The sequence below is a fragment of the Paraburkholderia sp. SOS3 genome (assembly GCF_001922345.1).
Lineage (GTDB): Bacteria > Pseudomonadota > Gammaproteobacteria > Burkholderiales > Burkholderiaceae > Paraburkholderia.
On sequence record NZ_CP018811.1, the window covers coordinates 2328028 to 2342984 of the forward strand.

17 protein-coding genes are annotated in these 14957 nt (G+C 64.0%); 11 read left to right on the top strand and 6 right to left on the bottom strand.

Annotated elements, in window-relative coordinates; genetic code table 11:
• Positions 1-199: 199 nt before the first annotated feature.
• Positions 200-1315: a YeiH family protein gene (locus BTO02_RS10570; RefSeq protein WP_075156996.1), complete on the bottom strand. Its 1116-nt coding sequence runs from the start codon at positions 1313-1315 to the stop codon at positions 200-202.
• Between the two features lie 128 nt (positions 1316-1443).
• Between BTO02_RS10570 and BTO02_RS10575 the strand changes: the two genes are divergently transcribed.
• The 4 genes from BTO02_RS10575 (at position 1444) to BTO02_RS10590 (ending at position 5006) form a co-directional block, all read left to right on the top strand.
• Positions 1444-2328: a LysR family transcriptional regulator gene (locus BTO02_RS10575; RefSeq protein ID WP_075156997.1), complete on the top strand. Its 885-nt coding sequence runs from the start codon at positions 1444-1446 to the stop codon at positions 2326-2328.
• Positions 2329-2485: 157 nt separating this feature from the next.
• Complete coding sequence (locus tag BTO02_RS10580) at positions 2486-3454, top strand: 2-hydroxyacid dehydrogenase (RefSeq protein WP_075156998.1); 969 nt, start codon at positions 2486-2488, stop codon at positions 3452-3454.
• A 248-nt stretch (positions 3455-3702) separates the two neighbouring features.
• Positions 3703-4563, top strand: a complete 861-nt coding sequence (locus tag BTO02_RS10585) for a YhfC family intramembrane metalloprotease (protein ID WP_075156999.1) — start codon at positions 3703-3705, stop codon at positions 4561-4563.
• 74 nt (positions 4564-4637) lie between these two features.
• Positions 4638-5006, top strand: coding sequence for a DUF3022 domain-containing protein (locus tag BTO02_RS10590; protein ID WP_075157000.1), 369 nt, complete (start codon positions 4638-4640; stop codon positions 5004-5006).
• Between the two features lie 45 nt (positions 5007-5051).
• Here the strand turns inward: BTO02_RS10590 and BTO02_RS10595 are convergent, their stop codons facing one another.
• The 3 genes from BTO02_RS10595 to BTO02_RS10605 all read right to left on the bottom strand — a co-directional run bounded on the left by BTO02_RS10595 (position 5052) and on the right by BTO02_RS10605 (position 7899).
• Positions 5052-5489: a PGDYG domain-containing protein gene (locus tag BTO02_RS10595; protein WP_075157001.1), complete on the bottom strand. Its 438-nt coding sequence runs from the start codon at positions 5487-5489 to the stop codon at positions 5052-5054.
• A 288-nt stretch (positions 5490-5777) separates the two neighbouring features.
• Entirely contained in the window at positions 5778-6284 is a 507-nt protein-coding gene (locus tag BTO02_RS10600) for a Spy/CpxP family protein refolding chaperone (RefSeq protein WP_075157002.1), read from the bottom strand.
• Positions 6285-6555: 271 nt separating this feature from the next.
• A complete protein-coding gene (locus tag BTO02_RS10605; RefSeq protein ID WP_075158764.1) occupies positions 6556-7899 on the bottom strand; it encodes a nucleobase:cation symporter-2 family protein in 1344 nt (447 codons plus the stop codon).
• Between the two features lie 485 nt (positions 7900-8384).
• On the opposite strand from BTO02_RS10605, the gene BTO02_RS10610 reads away from it, so the two are divergent.
• Both BTO02_RS10610 and BTO02_RS10615 read left to right on the top strand, forming a co-directional pair.
• Positions 8385-8858: an Lrp/AsnC family transcriptional regulator gene (locus BTO02_RS10610; protein ID WP_075157003.1), complete on the top strand. Its 474-nt coding sequence runs from the start codon at positions 8385-8387 to the stop codon at positions 8856-8858.
• 295 nt (positions 8859-9153) lie between these two features.
• Positions 9154-10251, top strand: a complete 1098-nt coding sequence (locus BTO02_RS10615) for a saccharopine dehydrogenase C-terminal domain-containing protein (RefSeq protein ID WP_075157004.1) — start codon at positions 9154-9156, stop codon at positions 10249-10251.
• A gap of 58 nt (positions 10252-10309) precedes the next feature.
• On the opposite strand, the gene BTO02_RS10620 is transcribed toward BTO02_RS10615, so the two are convergent.
• Both BTO02_RS10620 and cydX read right to left on the bottom strand, forming a co-directional pair.
• Entirely contained in the window at positions 10310-10897 is a 588-nt protein-coding gene (locus tag BTO02_RS10620) for an AAA family ATPase (RefSeq protein ID WP_075157005.1), read from the bottom strand.
• Between the two features lie 40 nt (positions 10898-10937).
• Positions 10938-11132, bottom strand: a complete 195-nt coding sequence (gene cydX / locus BTO02_RS35075; protein WP_232243324.1) for a cytochrome bd-I oxidase subunit CydX — start codon at positions 11130-11132, stop codon at positions 10938-10940.
• Positions 11133-11432: 300 nt separating this feature from the next.
• On the opposite strand from cydX, the gene BTO02_RS10630 reads away from it, so the two are divergent.
• From BTO02_RS10630 to BTO02_RS10650, 5 genes are all read left to right on the top strand, one after another.
• Positions 11433-11675 carry a FitA-like ribbon-helix-helix domain-containing protein gene (locus BTO02_RS10630; protein ID WP_075158765.1) on the top strand — a complete coding sequence of 81 codons (243 nt, stop codon included), beginning with the start codon at positions 11433-11435 and terminating at the stop codon, positions 11673-11675.
• Complete coding sequence (locus BTO02_RS10635) at positions 11662-12081, top strand: type II toxin-antitoxin system VapC family toxin (RefSeq protein ID WP_232243325.1); 420 nt, start codon at positions 11662-11664, stop codon at positions 12079-12081. Before BTO02_RS10630 ends, BTO02_RS10635 begins: the two co-directional genes overlap by 14 nt.
• A gap of 115 nt (positions 12082-12196) precedes the next feature.
• A complete protein-coding gene (locus BTO02_RS10640) occupies positions 12197-12643 on the top strand; it encodes a hypothetical protein (protein ID WP_075157007.1) in 447 nt (148 codons plus the stop codon).
• A 61-nt stretch (positions 12644-12704) separates the two neighbouring features.
• A complete protein-coding gene (gene corA, locus BTO02_RS10645; RefSeq protein ID WP_075157008.1) occupies positions 12705-13682 on the top strand; it encodes a magnesium/cobalt transporter CorA in 978 nt (325 codons plus the stop codon).
• 226 nt (positions 13683-13908) lie between these two features.
• The gene (locus tag BTO02_RS10650) at positions 13909-14865 is read left to right on the top strand and encodes a sugar ABC transporter substrate-binding protein (protein WP_075157009.1); all 957 of its coding nucleotides are present in this window, start codon (positions 13909-13911) and stop codon (positions 14863-14865) included.
• The last annotated feature ends 92 nt before the right edge of the window (positions 14866-14957 follow it).

Genomic DNA, 14957 nt, shown 5'->3' on the forward strand with positions numbered 1-14957 from the left:
ATTCGGTGGTGTCCCGGGCGGCGCGTCGCGGTTGCGGCGCGCACGCGTCGAGTATGCCGCCACGGAACGCATGTTGCGGACCCGGGCGTTGGAGCGGGGCTGCCGTCCGCTTTGCCGCCCAATTTGCCGCGCGTGTTGCCTCGAACGCCGAAAGCCTCGCGCGGGGCGAGGCTTTTTTGACGTAACGGACCCGGCATGTTCAGCCGAACAGGCGTTCTACTGCCCATGTGATGCCAAGACCCCCAACGAATAACCACACATAGAGAATGAGGCCCGTCAGCAGCGCGCGCGGACCGGCTTCGCGAATCTGCGCGACACGCGTTTCCATGCCGAGCGCGGTCATCGCCATCGTCAGCGCGAAGGTGTCGAGCAGGTTCAGCGTATGCGTGGCCGGGGCGGGCAGCACGTGCACCGAGTTCAGGCCGACGCACAGCAGGAAGCCGAGCGCGAACCACGGCACGGCGAGCTTGCGCGGCACGGGGTGATGCGCGCCGCCGTGCGAGCGATCGTGCGTTGCGCGATGGTGTCCCGCTTGATGAGCCGGCCCGTGAGCCGAACGGTTGACCCACAGGCCGACCGCGAGCAGCACCGGCACGAGCAGCATCACGCGCGTCATCTTGACGATGGTCGCAATATGCGTCGCTTCGGGGCTCACATTGCTGGCCGCGCCGACGACCTGTGCGACTTCGTGAATCGTGCCGCCGAAGAAGAGCCCGGCGCCGACCGTATCGAGATGCAGCCAGCCGGCGCGCATGAGCGCCGGGTAGAGGAACATCGACAGCGTGCCGAACAGCACGACGCTGCCGACCGCCATCGCGCTCTTGTGCGGCTTCGACTGCAGCGTCGATTCGAACGCCAGCACGGCCGCCGCGCCGCAAATCGCGCTGCCGGCCGCGGTGAGCAGCGCGGTGTCGCGATCGAGCTTCATCAGCTTCATGCCGGCCCACGTGCCGACGGCGAGCGTGCTGACGACGATCAGCACCGATTCGGCGAGGCCGGGCAGCCCGACTTGCGCGATCTCCTGCAGGCTCACGCGCAGACCGAAAAACGCTACCGCGATGCGCAACAGTTTGCGCGCCGAAAAATTGACGCCGGCCGCCCAGCTGGCGGGCATGCCGTCGCGCAATACATTGCCGTAAGCGGCGCCTGCGACGATGCCGACGATCAGCGGGCTCAGGCCCAGCGCGGCGATGGTCGGCAGCGACGCGACGCTCGTCACCGCGGCGGCGAAAAGCGCGACGAACAGGATGCCGTTCAACTGTCCGCGCGTGGACGGCGCGGCGACCGGAGAGGCGTGAAGATTGACTGTGGACATGGCGGATCAGGCTCGGTGAGTGGGCTGAGACGTGTCTCAGCGATGGCCTAATCCTAAATTCAATATATCGATATGAGAAATCGCGATTTGTGACGTAATATATAGGTCAAACTGATATTTGACTCCCCATGACCCCCGATCAGCTTATAACGTTCGCGGCTGTCGCCGAGCACCGCAACATCAGCCGCGCATCGGTCGCGCTTCATTTGTCGCAGCCGGCCGTCTCGGGTCAACTGCGTCAGCTGCAGGACGAATTCGGCGAGCCGCTGTATTTGCGCGATGGGCGCGGCGTGCGCCTGACGCCTGCGGGCGAGCAACTGGCGAGCTACGCGGCGCGTTTGCGCGACACCTGGCGCCAGGCGCATGCGTACCGCGACGCGCTGCGCGGCATGGAGCGCGGCACGCTGCGCATCGGCGCGAGCACGACGCCAGCGAGCTACCTGCTGCCGTATCTGATCGCGGCGTTCCAGCGCGCGTATCCGGACGTGACGCTGCATACGGCGGGCGGCAACACGTCGGAGATCGTCGGGAATCTGGGCTCGCTCGACATTGCGTTGATCGAGGGCGTCGTCGGACCCGATCTGCCGCCCGATACGGCCGTGCATCCGTGGCGCGAAGACGAAATCGTCGCGATCATGCCGCGCACGCATGCGCTCGCGGAGAACGGGCGCGGGCAGGGCGTCTCGCTGGCGCAATTGAGTGCCGAGCCCGTGGTGCTGCGCGAGGAGGGCTCCGGCGTGCGGCAGCTGGTCGAGCGCGCGTTCGCCGACGCCGGCCTGCCGGTGCGCGTGGTGCTCGAAATCGCCGGCGTCGAAGGTGTGAAGGAGGCCGTGCGCGCGGGAATGGGCATCAGCTTCGTGTCGGCGATGTCGATGCGTCATGAAGACGACGCGCTATGCCGCTGCTCGTTTGCGCCGCAGCTCACGCGCCGCCTGTCGATTCTCGTGCCGCATGCGAGTGCGCCGTCGCGGCTCGTCGGGCGGTTTCTCGAGATGTGTCTCGCGCAAAGCTGAGCGGCGCGGACCGGCGCGTCTGCGTTCGCCGGTGCCTATGTCGCCGTGACGTTGCCATGACGTTGCCGTCGCCATCGGAATGGCGCGCCGCGCCGGTCTGCGGCATCCTACGCGTTCACGAGCGCATCGCTCACCCCTCCACAGCCAGGAACCCTCGATGAAAAGCAGGATCGTCGTCTACAAGCCGTTGCCCGAAGATGTGCTCGCTTATCTGCGCGAGCATGCGGATGTGATCGAGGTCGACGCATCGAACCACGATGCGTTCGTCGCCGCGCTGCGCGACGCTCACGGCGCGATCGGCTCGACGGTGAAGATCACGCCCGCGATGATCGACGGCGCGACGCACCTGAAAGCGTTATCGACGATCTCCGTCGGCTACGACGCATTCGACGTCGCCGACCTCACGCGGCGCGGCATCGTGCTCGCGCATACGCCGGACGTGCTGACCGAATCGACGGCGGACACCGTGTTCGCGCTGATCCTCGCGACCGCGCGCCGCGTCGTCGAACTCGCCGGCTGGGTCAGCGCCGGGAAGTGGTCGCAAAGCGTCGGGCCCGAGCAGTTCGGCGTCGACGTGCAGGGCAAGAGGCTCGGCATCGTCGGGCTCGGGCGTATCGGCGGCGCGGTGGCGCGGCGTGCCGCGCTCGGCTTCAACATGAGCGTGCTGTACGCGAACCGCTCGGCGAACCCCGAAGCGGAACGGCAATATGGCGCGCGGCGCGTCGAGCTCGATACGCTGCTCGCCGAGGCGGACTTCGTATGCCTGCAGGTGCCGCTGTCGGAAGAAACGCGCCATATGATCGGCGCGCCGCAACTGAAGGCGATGAAGAAGACCGCGATCCTGATCAACGCGGCGCGCGGTCCGGTCGTCGACGAAGCGGCGCTGATCGAAGCGTTGCGAGCGGGGACGATTCTCGCGGCCGGCCTCGACGTGTTCGAACAGGAGCCGATCGCCGCCGATTCGCCGCTGCTTACGATGCGCAATGTGGTCGCGCTGCCGCATATCGGCTCGGCCACGCACGAAACGCGGCACGCGATGGCGCGCTGTGCGGCCGAAAATCTGATCGGCGCGCTCGACGGTACGCTCGCGCGCAATATCGTCAACCGCGAAGTGCTGCGAGGGTGAGTCCGAGGTGCCGGTCCCGCTTTCGGCTTTCGACCGGGGCGGGCATGCGCGCGCCGCGCCCGGAACGGATCGGACGCGCATCGACTTTGCGATGATCTGCGATCATTCGGGCTGCGGCGCACTGCCCGAGGCGACCTGAAGCGGCTATCCGGGCGCGCAGCCCGGCCCGGCCGCCGGATATCGTTGCGGGTCCGCCCGCAGCCGATCGACCGCCATTCCCCGATTTCCCGCTTTTTGTAAGGAAGCTCATGCCTGCTGCACCGTCCGTTGCACTGCCCGTCGCGCCATTGACGCTCGCTTGCCTGATTGCCGCGACGCTTTTTATGGCCGCGCTGCCGTTCATCCTTTATATGCGGCTGCGCAAGCCGCTCGAACTCGACCGGCGCGCCGCGATCCTCGGTATCGGCGTGTTCGCGCTGTTTGCGATGCTGATCGAGCGCGGCGTGAACGACCTTCTGCTGAGGGCGAGCCCGACCGTCGCGGGCTGGCTTCAGAACCCGACGGTCTTCGTGATCGTCGGCGTGCTGTCGATCGGCATTTGCCAGGAAGTCGGGCGATACATCGGCATGCGCTGGCTTTTCAGACGCGCTTCGAGAAAGGAAAGCGCCGCAGCGGCAGCCTCGCCGTCGCGCGAGCCGAACGCGCTTGCTTACGGTCTCGGCCATGGCGGTGCCGAGCTGTGGTTCACCGGGGTGATCGTGCAGATGCAATGGATCGTGTTTGCGTGGCTCGAAGACACGGGGCGGCTCGGCAGCGCACTGTCCGGTTTGCCGCTCGATACGCTGATGCGCATCCATCTGCTCGTCGTGAGCCTGACGCCGGCCGCGGCGGGCGTGTTCATGATCGAGCGCGGCGCGGCGCTCGTATTTCAGCTCGGCCTGTCGGTGCTGATGTGGCGCGGCGTGCGCGCCGGCTCGATCGCGGTGCTGCCGCTTGCGATCGCGGTGCATGCATTGCTCGAAGTGCCGGCGGCGTTGTCGCAGACGCAAGCGTTGCCGCTCGTGGTCGTCGATACGATCTATGTGCTGCTCGCCGTGCCGGTTGCGATCGGCCTCGTGCGGGTGTTTCGGCGCGACGCACAGGCATTGCAAGCGGCGCGCAAGGGCTGAGCGCCACGCGCGGCAAAGGCAAAGGCAAGGATCCGGACAGCGCCACCGCTCATTCAATTATCCCGACACACGATATGGAAGCCTATCAATACGAGTGCGCCAGCGCAGACATCGAAGAACTCGCGCGCGTGATCAGCGACCTGTTCCCCGATCAGACCCGTTTCGTCGAACGGCCCGCGGATGAGCACGGCACGCCGGTGCTGACCGTGCAATGGGTCGCGATGCGCTTTGGCGCGACCGCGCGCCGGATCACGATGAGCATCGTGATTGCGCCGCCCACGCTCGCGCGTTATCGCGCCATGCCGGCGCGGGCGCGCGCACGCAGCTTTGCGGTGCTGCGCGCGTTTGTCGAAGCGTCGCTGGGGTCGCTCGAAGAGCAATACGCGAATGGCGAGGCGGTGCCGCGCGAAGTGACGGTTGAACTCGGGGACGAGTTCGCCTGAGCGCGCGAGCGCGATCGTGCGCGGCACGCACGGCGAGCGCGAGTTTTACGATGCACGGCGATAGACCTTCGCAAAGCGTGCGGCCTGTACGACACCGTAGTCGCCGGGCGCATATTGCATCACCCAGTCGCCGGCTGCGCCTCGAAGCAGATCGCCGCCAGAGGCCGTGCGCGCAAGCGAAAACGCCTGAGCCATTTGCCTCGCGAGCACGACGGCCGGGCGATTGCGATAAGCGCCTCGCGACCCGTGCGGCGTGGCGGGATCGGCGGGTGCGTATTTAGCGTCGAAGCGATCGCGTGACACGACCCAGCGCTCGCCGTTCGAGCCGGTGATCAGCGCGTCACCGGCCTCATAGCGGTTCGGACCTTCGAGACTCATCAGCTGGCCGGCGTCTGCTGCAAATTCCACCGTCACCGTTTCGTCCTTTACGACGCGCTGTGCAAACGGGTCGGTGCGCAAATCGAGGTTCGTCAGTTCGATCATGACGGTCTTGTCAAGAATGGAGGAAAGCGGGCGGCTCGCGCAGCCCGGACCCGCATGATGCCAGATTGATTGCAGGCGTTAGCGTTCTCGAATAATCGCGTAACGATAGCGTCCGCGCAAAACGTTCGGGGAAGGGCTCACGAACGCGCCAACAAAAACGCCTGCCGTTCGAGGCAGGCGTTCATTCGGATTGCCACCGCAGGCGGCTGCTTGCGCTTTAGCGAGCGCCCGGCGTATGCGCACGTAGCGCCGCGTAATGCCGCAGGTGCTGTGAAGCGGACCTGTCGATCAGGACTTGTCGGTCGACTCGTTCGACGGTGCGGCCTTCTTGCCGCCGTGGTGCGAATGGCGGCGACCTTGCGGCGGCGATTCGCGGAACGTCGTATCGGCGAGCTTCTTCTGGTCGGCCGACATGCTGTCGTAAAGCGGCTGGAATGCATCGACAAGCTTCTTCGTGCCGTCCGCATGCGCTTGCGTGATCTCCGCATACTGCTTCATGTCGTCGAGCGCGGAAATGTTCTTGTCGGCACGGCGCGCTTCAAAGAGCTTCGCCATCGTCTCGCCGTTGTTGCGCATGACGTCGGCGAACGCGTTCCACTGCGTTTCCTGTTGCGGCGTGATCTTGAGCTGCTGATGCAGATACGCGATACGGTCTTCCACATGCTGCTCGCGGCGTGCGGACTTGTCCGCATTCGAAGCCGCGGTCATGGCAGGCGCGGCCGACGACGCCGGGGTCTGGGCGAAGGCGCTGCTGATCGAGAGCGCTGACACGAGCAAAACGAGCGTTTTTTTCATCGAGACTCCTGATGTCTTGGTATCGAGGTACGGGTGCGAACCGGACGCTATTAATACCACGATATCGCCGCAATGCGACGCCAATGCGACAACTGCTTACAACCGAAACGATCGGTAAATGCGCGCGTGCCCGAGGCACGAAGCGAGCGGGCACGTTCGAGTCCGCCTGAGGCCCGAAGCTTCTCGTCAGGCACGCATGAAGGCTGCGAGAAGCAAATTGTCAGCTTGCGGTCATCGGTTCAAGGCAGGCATGCGCGAATCCGCGCACGTCTTATTGGCTGACGCGCTGCACGTCGTGCAGCGCTGCGCTTTCGCCGCGCAGACCGTTGAAAATCAGATTCAGCACGACGGCGGCCACCGCGGCGAGCAGGATACCGCTGTGCAAAAGCGGCGAAAGCGAAGGCGGCAGTCTGGCGAAGAATTGCGGCGATACCACCGGTACGAGTCCGAGCCCGATGCTGACTGCGACGATAAAGAGGTTGTGATGGTTCTTCGTAAAGTCGACTTCGGAGAGCACCTTGATGCCGTTCGCCGCCACCATGCCGAACATCACGATGCCGGCGCCGCCGAGCACGAAGGCCGGAATCGATGCGACGATCTGCGCGAGTTTCGGCACGAGCCCGAGCACGATCAGAATCGCGCCGCTCGTCGCGCATACGAAGCGGCTTTTGATGCCGGTCACGCCGACGAGCCCGACGTTCTGCGAGAACGACGTGTATGGAAAGGCGTTGAAGACGCCGCCGATCAGCGTGCCGAGACCATCGACGCGCAGGCCGCGCACGAGCGCTTTCTGATCGACGGGACGGCCGACCATATCGCCGACCGCGAGGAACATGCCGGTCGATTCGATGAACGTAACGAACATGACGATCGTCATGGTCGCGATCGAGACGGGATCGAAGTGCGGCACGCCGAAACGGAACGGCACGACCGCGCCGAGCCATGGGGCGGCGGCCACGCCGTCGAGATCGACGCGGCCGAGCAGCGCGGCGACCGCGAAGCCGGCGACGATGCCAAGCAGCACCGAAATGCTCGCAAGAAAGCCACGGCCAAAGCGGTTGATCAACAGGATCAGCAGCAGCACGGCGAGCGACAGGCCGAGATACACCGGGTTGCCGTAGTCCGGATTGCCGACGCCGCCCGCGGCCCAGTTGATGCCGACTTCCATCAGCGAAAGTCCGATCACCGCGATCACGCTGCCGACCACGACCGGCGGAAAGAGCCGTAACAGCTTGCCGATCGCGGGCGCGAGCAGCATGCCGATCACGCCGGACGCGATCGTCGAGCCGAAAATGTCGAGCAGCCCCAGGCGTGGATCGGAGCCGATCGCGATCATTGGACCCACCGCGGTGAAGGTGCAACCCATGATGATCGGCAGGCGGATGCCGAACATGCCGATGCCGAGCGTCTGAATCAGCGTGGCGATGCCGCACGCGAACAGGTCGGCGCTGATGAGGAACGCAACCTGTTCCTTCGGCAGCTTCAGCGCGCTGCCGACGATCAGCGGCACCGCGACTGCGCCTGCGTACATCACGAGCACGTGCTGGAAACCGAGCGTGAGCAGACGGGCCGCGGGCAGGCGTTCGTCGCACGGGTGGACCGTGGTCGCGTGCATGTGTTCTCCTTGGTCGTTGAGAGTGGGCCGCGCGCTGCGCCAGATGCGCAACGGATGCGCACCCGATAAGCGGCGGTGCCGATACAACACCTGCTGCAGCCGGATATTCCGCGCACCGCGCCCGAGCGGGCCGCAGCGATTAAAGCGACCCGATAGAAGATTACGCTCCTCTATTTTGCCCGGGTACGCCTTCATGAAGCCATTGTCTATTTGCCTCGTACACCGATCTTTCTTTACTGTGCGGCGCATCTCGATGACTGAGGGCGGCGCAATGCAGGTTCAACGTGAAAGCGCGCCGGTCGGCGGAACTGGCCGCAGCGCGAAGACGCACCGCGCAACCGCGGAATCGATTGCGCGTGTGACGTGCGGGCCGCGCGAACGCGGGCATAATCAGCGAACCGCGCGATATCCGGATCGACCGACCGGGCGACGCGGCTACCCGGTCACACGACAACACGACAACGCGACAAGACACGCCACCCTCAATGAGACCACCGCGCCTCGATCAACTCGACGAACTCGACCGCAACCTCGTTGCGTTGCTGCAGAACAACGCGCGCGAAAGCGTCGCGAATCTCGCGCGCCAATTGGGTGTCGCGCGCACGACGGTGATCGCGCGCATTGCCCGCCTCGAAAAGACGAACGTGATTGCGGGATACGGCGTGCGCCTCGGCCAGGACGTGCTGGACGCCAGTATTTACGCCTATGTGGGCATCATCATCGCGCCGAAGTATGGGCCCGATGTACAGAAGCGCCTGTCGAAAATGCCCGAGGTGCAACTGCTGTGCGCGGTGAGCGGCGAGTTCGACTACGTCGCGTGGCTGCGCGCCGATTCGCCGGACCGGCTCAACGAACTGCTCGATCAGATCGGCGCTCTCGCGGGCGTGGAACGGACCACCACGTCGATCATTCTTGCGCGCAAGATCGACCGCGGGATGATCGGCGGCGAACGCGGCTAGCGGGCGGGGCGGCCAGGCGCTTTTCGGGCGCGCACCGGGCAACTGCATCATGAGCCGCTCGCGCTTGCGTACATATCGCCATTTACATCGCTTTTACGCGTTTTCGTCATAACGACGAGATTCGTTGTCGAAATGACGAACACGGTAGTCATTGCGCAGCATTCTGTGCGTAGGAACCGACTGTCCTTCTCCTTAAACTTTTCGTAGGGTTTGCCCGCCGGGCGCCGCGTGAAAAGCTGCAAGCCGCGTGGCGTGCGAATCCCGCTCACGACACCTCACAAAAAAGGAGAAGCGCATGGAAGTTGCCATCGTTGGTGCAGGTTTGATCGGCCATACGATCGCCCACATGCTGCGCGAGACCGGCGACTACGAAGTGGTCACGCTCGACCGCGACCAGCACGCCCTCGACAAGCTCGCCGCGCAAGGTATTCCGACGCGCCGCGTCGATTGCGCCGATGCCGCCGCGTTGCGCGCGGCCGTGCAGGGCTTCGACGTGCTCATCAATGCGTTGCCGTATTACCTCGCCGTCAATGTCGCGTCGGCAGCGAAGGGCGCGGGCGTTCACTACTTCGATCTGACCGAAGACGTGCGCGCGACGCACGCGATCCGCGCGATCGCCGACGAAGCCGAGCACGCGTTCATGCCGCAATGCGGGCTTGCGCCGGGCTTTATCGGCATTGCCGCTCACGAACTCGCCAACCGCTTCAACGAGATCCGCGATGTCAAAATGCGCGTCGGCGCGCTGCCGGAGTTTCCGACCAACGCGTTGAAGTACAACCTCACGTGGAGCGTCGATGGGCTGATCAACGAATATTGTCAGCCATGCGAAGCGATTCGGGACAGCCGCACGCAATGGGTTCAGCCGCTCGAAGGGCTCGAGCATTTTTCGCTCGACGGTATCGAATACGAGGCGTTCAACACCTCGGGCGGCCTCGGGACGCTATGCGAAACGCTGTCCGGCCGCGTCGAATCGCTCGACTACAAGTCGGTGCGATACCCGGGCCACCGCGACCTGATGCAATTCCTGCTCGAAGATCTGCGCCTGTCGACCGATCGCGACACACTGAAGTCGATCATGCGCCGCGCCGTGCCGTCGACCGCGCAGGACGTGGTGCTCGTATTCATCACGGTGACGGGGATGCGCGACGGTCAGCTCGTGCAGGAAGTTTTCACGCGCAAGATCTTCGCGAAGACCGTCTGCGGCATGCCGATGAGTGCGATCCAGATCACCACGGCAGGCGCGATGTGCGCGGTGCTCGATCTGTTCCGCGAACAACGCCTGCCGCAAAGCGGGTTCGTTCGGCAGGAGCAGGTGCTGCTGCGCGACTTTCTCGGCAACCGGTTCGGCCAGTTGTATGAAGGCCAGCCGCTCGATGCGATGGCGACGGTTTGAGCACGGCGACCTACCGCGGCGCGGGAGCGCGGCGCGGCGTGCGGTGCCTGCCACGTCGCTATGCGGCGATTTGCCGAAGCAACGCTTCGTCATCCGCGGCGCCGGCCGTGCTGTTGTCGAACAGCAGCACGCCATCGCGCTGCGCCTGCGTCAGATCGGCCCAGTCGAAACGGCGCTGCCGGTATTGCTGCCAGTGCGCGAGCTTGTACGCATCGGCGGGGTCGCCGCGTGCCGCGATCCGCTCGCGCGCAACGTCGTCGTTTGCCGTCACCCAGACGACGCGAATCGTGACGTCGAGTCCCACACCAAGCCACTGACGATCGAAAAGCCGCCGCTCGCGCACTTCGCGCGACAGCGGTGCGACCGCGAGCACGCTCACGCCGAGCGCGAGATTGTCGCGCGCGGCATCGACGAGGCCGCGGTATTCGGGGTCGCGCAGATGCTGCAGGTAGAGCGGGCTGTCGCGATCGTTCGGGTCGCCCGTCAGCGCCAGCATCGTCGCGGCGCCGGTGCGGCCGTACAGTGTGTCCTTGTCGAGCAGGCAGAAGGGCGTGCCGCACGCCTCGATCAAAGGGCGGAGCAGCCGTCGCGCGACCGTGGTTTTGCCGGTGCCCGCGTGGCCGCAGATGAACACGAGATAGGGCACGGCGGGCGTCAGTCGAAAAATGCGCGTGGCGACACGCGAGTCATAACGGCTTGTGCGCGGCAGGCGCCGGCTCCCGCTCCTGCTCCTGCTTCTGCTTCTGCTCCGGCGCGCCATCGGCCGCCGTGGAGGCCGTGGCGTCGCGCGTGAACTTGCCGTTCGCTTCCAGCCACATCACGTTGATGATGCCGAAACCCAACGCGACGCCGATGCCGAGAATCCAGCTGAAGTACCACATGGACGCCTCCCTTTTCTCCTGATTTTCGTTTGAGCGCCTGGCCGTTACACCGAACCGGGCGGCTTATCCCTATGCCATCTGGACGATCTTCTCGCCCCGCTTCGGCCATGGCTTACTGATGCCTGCGGACAACACGGACGGCTTGCCGTGAGGGCGGGGTGCGGGCTGGCTGGCCGCCCGATCGATCTTCACCCGGAAGGCTGCGCGGCGCAAGCGTCGCGCCGTCGCCGGCCACTCGTTACTTTCAGTTTTCATAAGGAGGTGCTAGCATTGATAGCATGTCAAAGCCTGGAGATGTTCATGGCCACTCTGCTGGTTCGAGGTCTGGAGGAAGCGCTCGTAGAGCGCCTGCGCATACGCGCCGCGGCGCATAACCGCAGCGTCGAAGCGGAGCATCGGGAAATCCTGGCGGAAGCGCTTCGCCACCCGAAAAAGCTCAGCTTTGCCGAGGTACTCATGAGCATGCCCGATGTCGGTCACGACGCCGATTTCGAGCGCGCCAATAACGATGAAGAAGGTGAGGGAAACCGTGTATTTGATTGACACCAACGTAATCAGCGAAATCCGCAAGCAGCACGGCGCCGACGCAGGCGTGCGCGAATTCTTTAGCCATGCACAAGAGGAGCAACTGGGGCTGTACCTGTCGGTCATCACGATCGGCGAACTGCGGCGCGGCGTCGACCTGATGCGCCATCGCGGCGACATCGAGCAGGCGGCCAGGCTGGAAGAATGGTTGAACTCGCTGCTTGAGTCGTTCGCCAATCACATCCTGACAGTCGGGGACGACGTTGCGCAAACATGGGGCCGTTTGCGGGTGCCGCATGCCGAGCATTCGCTCGACAAGCTGATCGCCGCAACTGCGCTGATCTACAACCTGACGGTTGTCACGCGCAATACGGGCGATTTTGCGGGCACTGGCGCGCGCGTGATGAACCCGTTTGGCGCATAGTGCCGACGCCGAGGCGAGTGCTGGGCACAATGCGGTTGAATGCCGACGCAGCAAACGAACAATGAAAAGACAACCAGCGAGAAAGCGAGCGGAAATCAGCCAACGGAGACGACTGATGCAGCTACCGGTGCCCTCGATTCGTCAACGCGGCACAATTGCGCTCGCAGCGGCCACGGTTTGCGTGGCCGCGTGCGCGGCGACACCCGCCGAGCCCGTGCCGTTCAAGGCCGTGTCCGCCGATCGAATCGTCAAGCCTGGTTATACGGAGCCTGCCAGTGGCAAGGTCGCGGTCGACATCCGTCGCGAGCGAACCGACGACGTCATCGTGCGGTTTCGCGATGCACTCGTCTATGTCGACGGCGAGCGTGTCACCGATCTGATGAATGGCGAACGCATCGTGTTCTACCTGACGCCGGGCATACACCGGCTTGCGGTTTCAACACAGTTCGATCCAGTGCGCGAGCTGCAATTCATCGTGACTGCCGACCCGCGTTACACGAATCGCGCGAGCGTCAGGTTCGACGCCGATCATCGCATCGTACTTACGCGCGTTGCGCAGTAGCGGCTACCGGTCCGACAATTCCACATCTCCTTTCGCATATTCGTTTTCAAGGTATCCGACCATGCTGATCAACTGCGCCGCTTACCAGGACGGCCGAAAACTCGCCGACATCGAGATCGACGATATCAGCGTCTATGTGGCGAAGCCCGAGTGCTTCGTCTGGGTTGCACTGAAAGATCCGGCGCCTGGCGAACTGGACGTCATGAAGCATGAGTTCGGGCTCCACGAACTCGCGGTCGAAGACGTGCGCCACGGCCATCAGCGGCCGAAAATCGAGGAGTACGGCGAGTCGCTGTTCGCGGTCATGCACACACTCGAACTCGACGACGATGGCGAGATCCTGATCGGCGAAGTCGACGTGTTCGTCGGCAGCAATTATGTGCTCACGGTACGCAATCGCACGCGACATGGCTTTCAGGAGGTCCGCGCACGGTGCGAGCGCGAACCGCAGTTGCTCAGGCAGGGCGCTGCCTTCGTGCTGTACGCGCTGGCCGATGCCGTCGTCGATCGCTATTTCCCGATTCTCGAGGCGCTCGGTACCGAGATCGAACAGCTCGAAGACCGCATCTTCGACAGGCACACCCTCGCCGCATCGCGCGCAATCATTCAGGACCTTTACTCGTTAAAGCGCCGGCTCGTCACGCTCGAGCATCACATCGCACCGCTGCTCGAGGCGCTCGGCAAGTTTACGGGCGGGCGCATCCCGGTCATCTGTGCGGGCATGCAGGCATACTTTCGCGACGTCTACGACCATCTCGACCGCATTGTGCGCACGATTGAAGGGCGCCGCGAAATGATCGTCACGGCGGTTCAGGTCAACCTCGGCATGATCTCGCTCGCGGAAAACGAGGTGACCAAGCGCCTCGGCTCGTTCGCCGCGCTGTTCGCGGTACCGACGATGATCGCCGGCATCTATGGGATGAACTTCGAGAAGATTCCCGAGTTGCATTACAAGTTCGGTTATCCGATCTGTATCGGCGTCATGCTGGCGATCGACGTGTTCCTGTGGTGGCGTTTCAAGAAGGCCAACTGGCTATAGTCCAGGCAGGTCAACCAGCGGGTCGGGCGACACGTCGACCCGACACGGCCGAATTGACGTCCCGAATTGACGTCCCGAATCGACGTTTATTTGCACTCTGTGCGGCGCAACACCCGCAGCCGTTGACACGGACAAGTGCATGCATCGAGAATAGGTTCCGCAAACGTTTGCGGAACTTAATAAAGAAGGCTTTTTGCTCAAGCCTGCCAACAACCGGAGATAACGCATGAACCAACGCATCCGCCGCCGCATTCTTGCCGCCGGGCTCGCCTTGACCGCCGCTATCGCGCTGCCCGCCTTGCCGGCCCATGCGCAGGCCGCGAAAAAGCCAAAGGTGGCGCTGGTCATGAAGTCGCTCGCGAACGAATTCTTCCTCACGATGGAAACCGGTGCGAAGGATTATCAGCAACACAACTCCGGCACCTTCGACCTGATCACCAACGGCATCAAGGACGAAACCGATACGGCGAACCAGATCCGCATCGTCGAGCAGATGATTGTCTCGAAGGTCGACGCGATCGTGCTCGCGCCGGCCGACTCGAAGGCGCTCGTGCCCGTCGTCAAGAAGGCGGTCGATGCCGGCATCATCGTCGTCAACATCGATAACCGGCTCGATCCCGACGTGCTGAAGTCGAAAGACCTCAATGTGCCGTTCGTGGGTCCGGACAATCGCAAGGGCGCGCAAAAGGTCGGCGACTATCTGGCGCAGAAGCTCAAGGCAGGCGACGAGGTCGGCATTATCGAAGGCGTGTCCACTACCACCAATGCGCAGCAGCGCACGGCGGGATTCAAGGACGCGATGCAGAAGGTCGGCGCGAAGATCGTATCGGTGCAATCGGGAGAGTGGGAAATCGATAAGGGCAACGCTGTTGCATCCGCTATGCTCAACGAGTATCCGAACCTGAAAGCGCTGCTGTGCGGCAACGACAATATGGCGATCGGCGCAGTATCGGCGGTGCGCGCGGCGGGCAAGCAGGGCAAGGTGTATGTGGTCGGCTACGACGACATCAACGCGATCAAGCCCATGCTGAAGGACGGCCGTGTACTCGCGACCGCCGATCAGTACGCGGCGAAGCAGGCCGTGTTCGGCATCGATACTGCGCTGAAGGCGTTGAGCGAGCACAAGAAGCAGTCGCAGCTGTCCGGCGTCGTGGAAACGCCCGTCAATCTCGTGACGAAGTAGGCGCGTGCAGCCGGCATGCAAAAGGGGCATGCAAGGGCGTGCAAAGGAGGCGCATGCAACCGGCGCGTCCGGATTGCGCGCCCCGCGCACAG

Excerpts from the sequence above, each read along its gene's own strand:
- BTO02_RS10590 (WP_075157000.1), top strand. The coding sequence starts at position 4,638 with ATGGAAGCCTATCAATACGAGTGCGCCAGCGCAGACATCGAAGAACTC.
- BTO02_RS10610 (WP_075157003.1), top strand. The coding sequence starts at position 8,385 with ATGAGACCACCGCGCCTCGATCAACTCGACGAACTCGACCGCAACCTC.
- BTO02_RS10575 (WP_075156997.1), top strand. The coding sequence starts at position 1,444 with ATGACCCCCGATCAGCTTATAACGTTCGCGGCTGTCGCCGAGCACCGC.
- corA (WP_075157008.1), top strand. The coding sequence starts at position 12,705 with ATGCTGATCAACTGCGCCGCTTACCAGGACGGCCGAAAACTCGCCGAC.
- BTO02_RS10570 (WP_075156996.1), bottom strand. The coding sequence starts at position 1,315 with ATGTCCACAGTCAATCTTCACGCCTCTCCGGTCGCCGCGCCGTCCACG.
- BTO02_RS10580 (WP_075156998.1), top strand. The coding sequence starts at position 2,486 with ATGAAAAGCAGGATCGTCGTCTACAAGCCGTTGCCCGAAGATGTGCTC.
- cydX (WP_232243324.1), bottom strand. The coding sequence starts at position 11,132 with ATGTGGTACTTCAGCTGGATTCTCGGCATCGGCGTCGCGTTGGGTTTC.
- BTO02_RS10630 (WP_075158765.1), top strand. The coding sequence starts at position 11,433 with ATGGCCACTCTGCTGGTTCGAGGTCTGGAGGAAGCGCTCGTAGAGCGC.
- BTO02_RS10640 (WP_075157007.1), top strand. The coding sequence starts at position 12,197 with ATGCAGCTACCGGTGCCCTCGATTCGTCAACGCGGCACAATTGCGCTC.
- BTO02_RS10585 (WP_075156999.1), top strand. The coding sequence starts at position 3,703 with ATGCCTGCTGCACCGTCCGTTGCACTGCCCGTCGCGCCATTGACGCTC.
- BTO02_RS10600 (WP_075157002.1), bottom strand. The coding sequence starts at position 6,284 with ATGAAAAAAACGCTCGTTTTGCTCGTGTCAGCGCTCTCGATCAGCAGC.
- BTO02_RS10595 (WP_075157001.1), bottom strand. The coding sequence starts at position 5,489 with ATGATCGAACTGACGAACCTCGATTTGCGCACCGACCCGTTTGCACAG.
- BTO02_RS10615 (WP_075157004.1), top strand. The coding sequence starts at position 9,154 with ATGGAAGTTGCCATCGTTGGTGCAGGTTTGATCGGCCATACGATCGCC.
- BTO02_RS10650 (WP_075157009.1), top strand. The coding sequence starts at position 13,909 with ATGAACCAACGCATCCGCCGCCGCATTCTTGCCGCCGGGCTCGCCTTG.
- BTO02_RS10605 (WP_075158764.1), bottom strand. The coding sequence starts at position 7,899 with ATGCACGCGACCACGGTCCACCCGTGCGACGAACGCCTGCCCGCGGCC.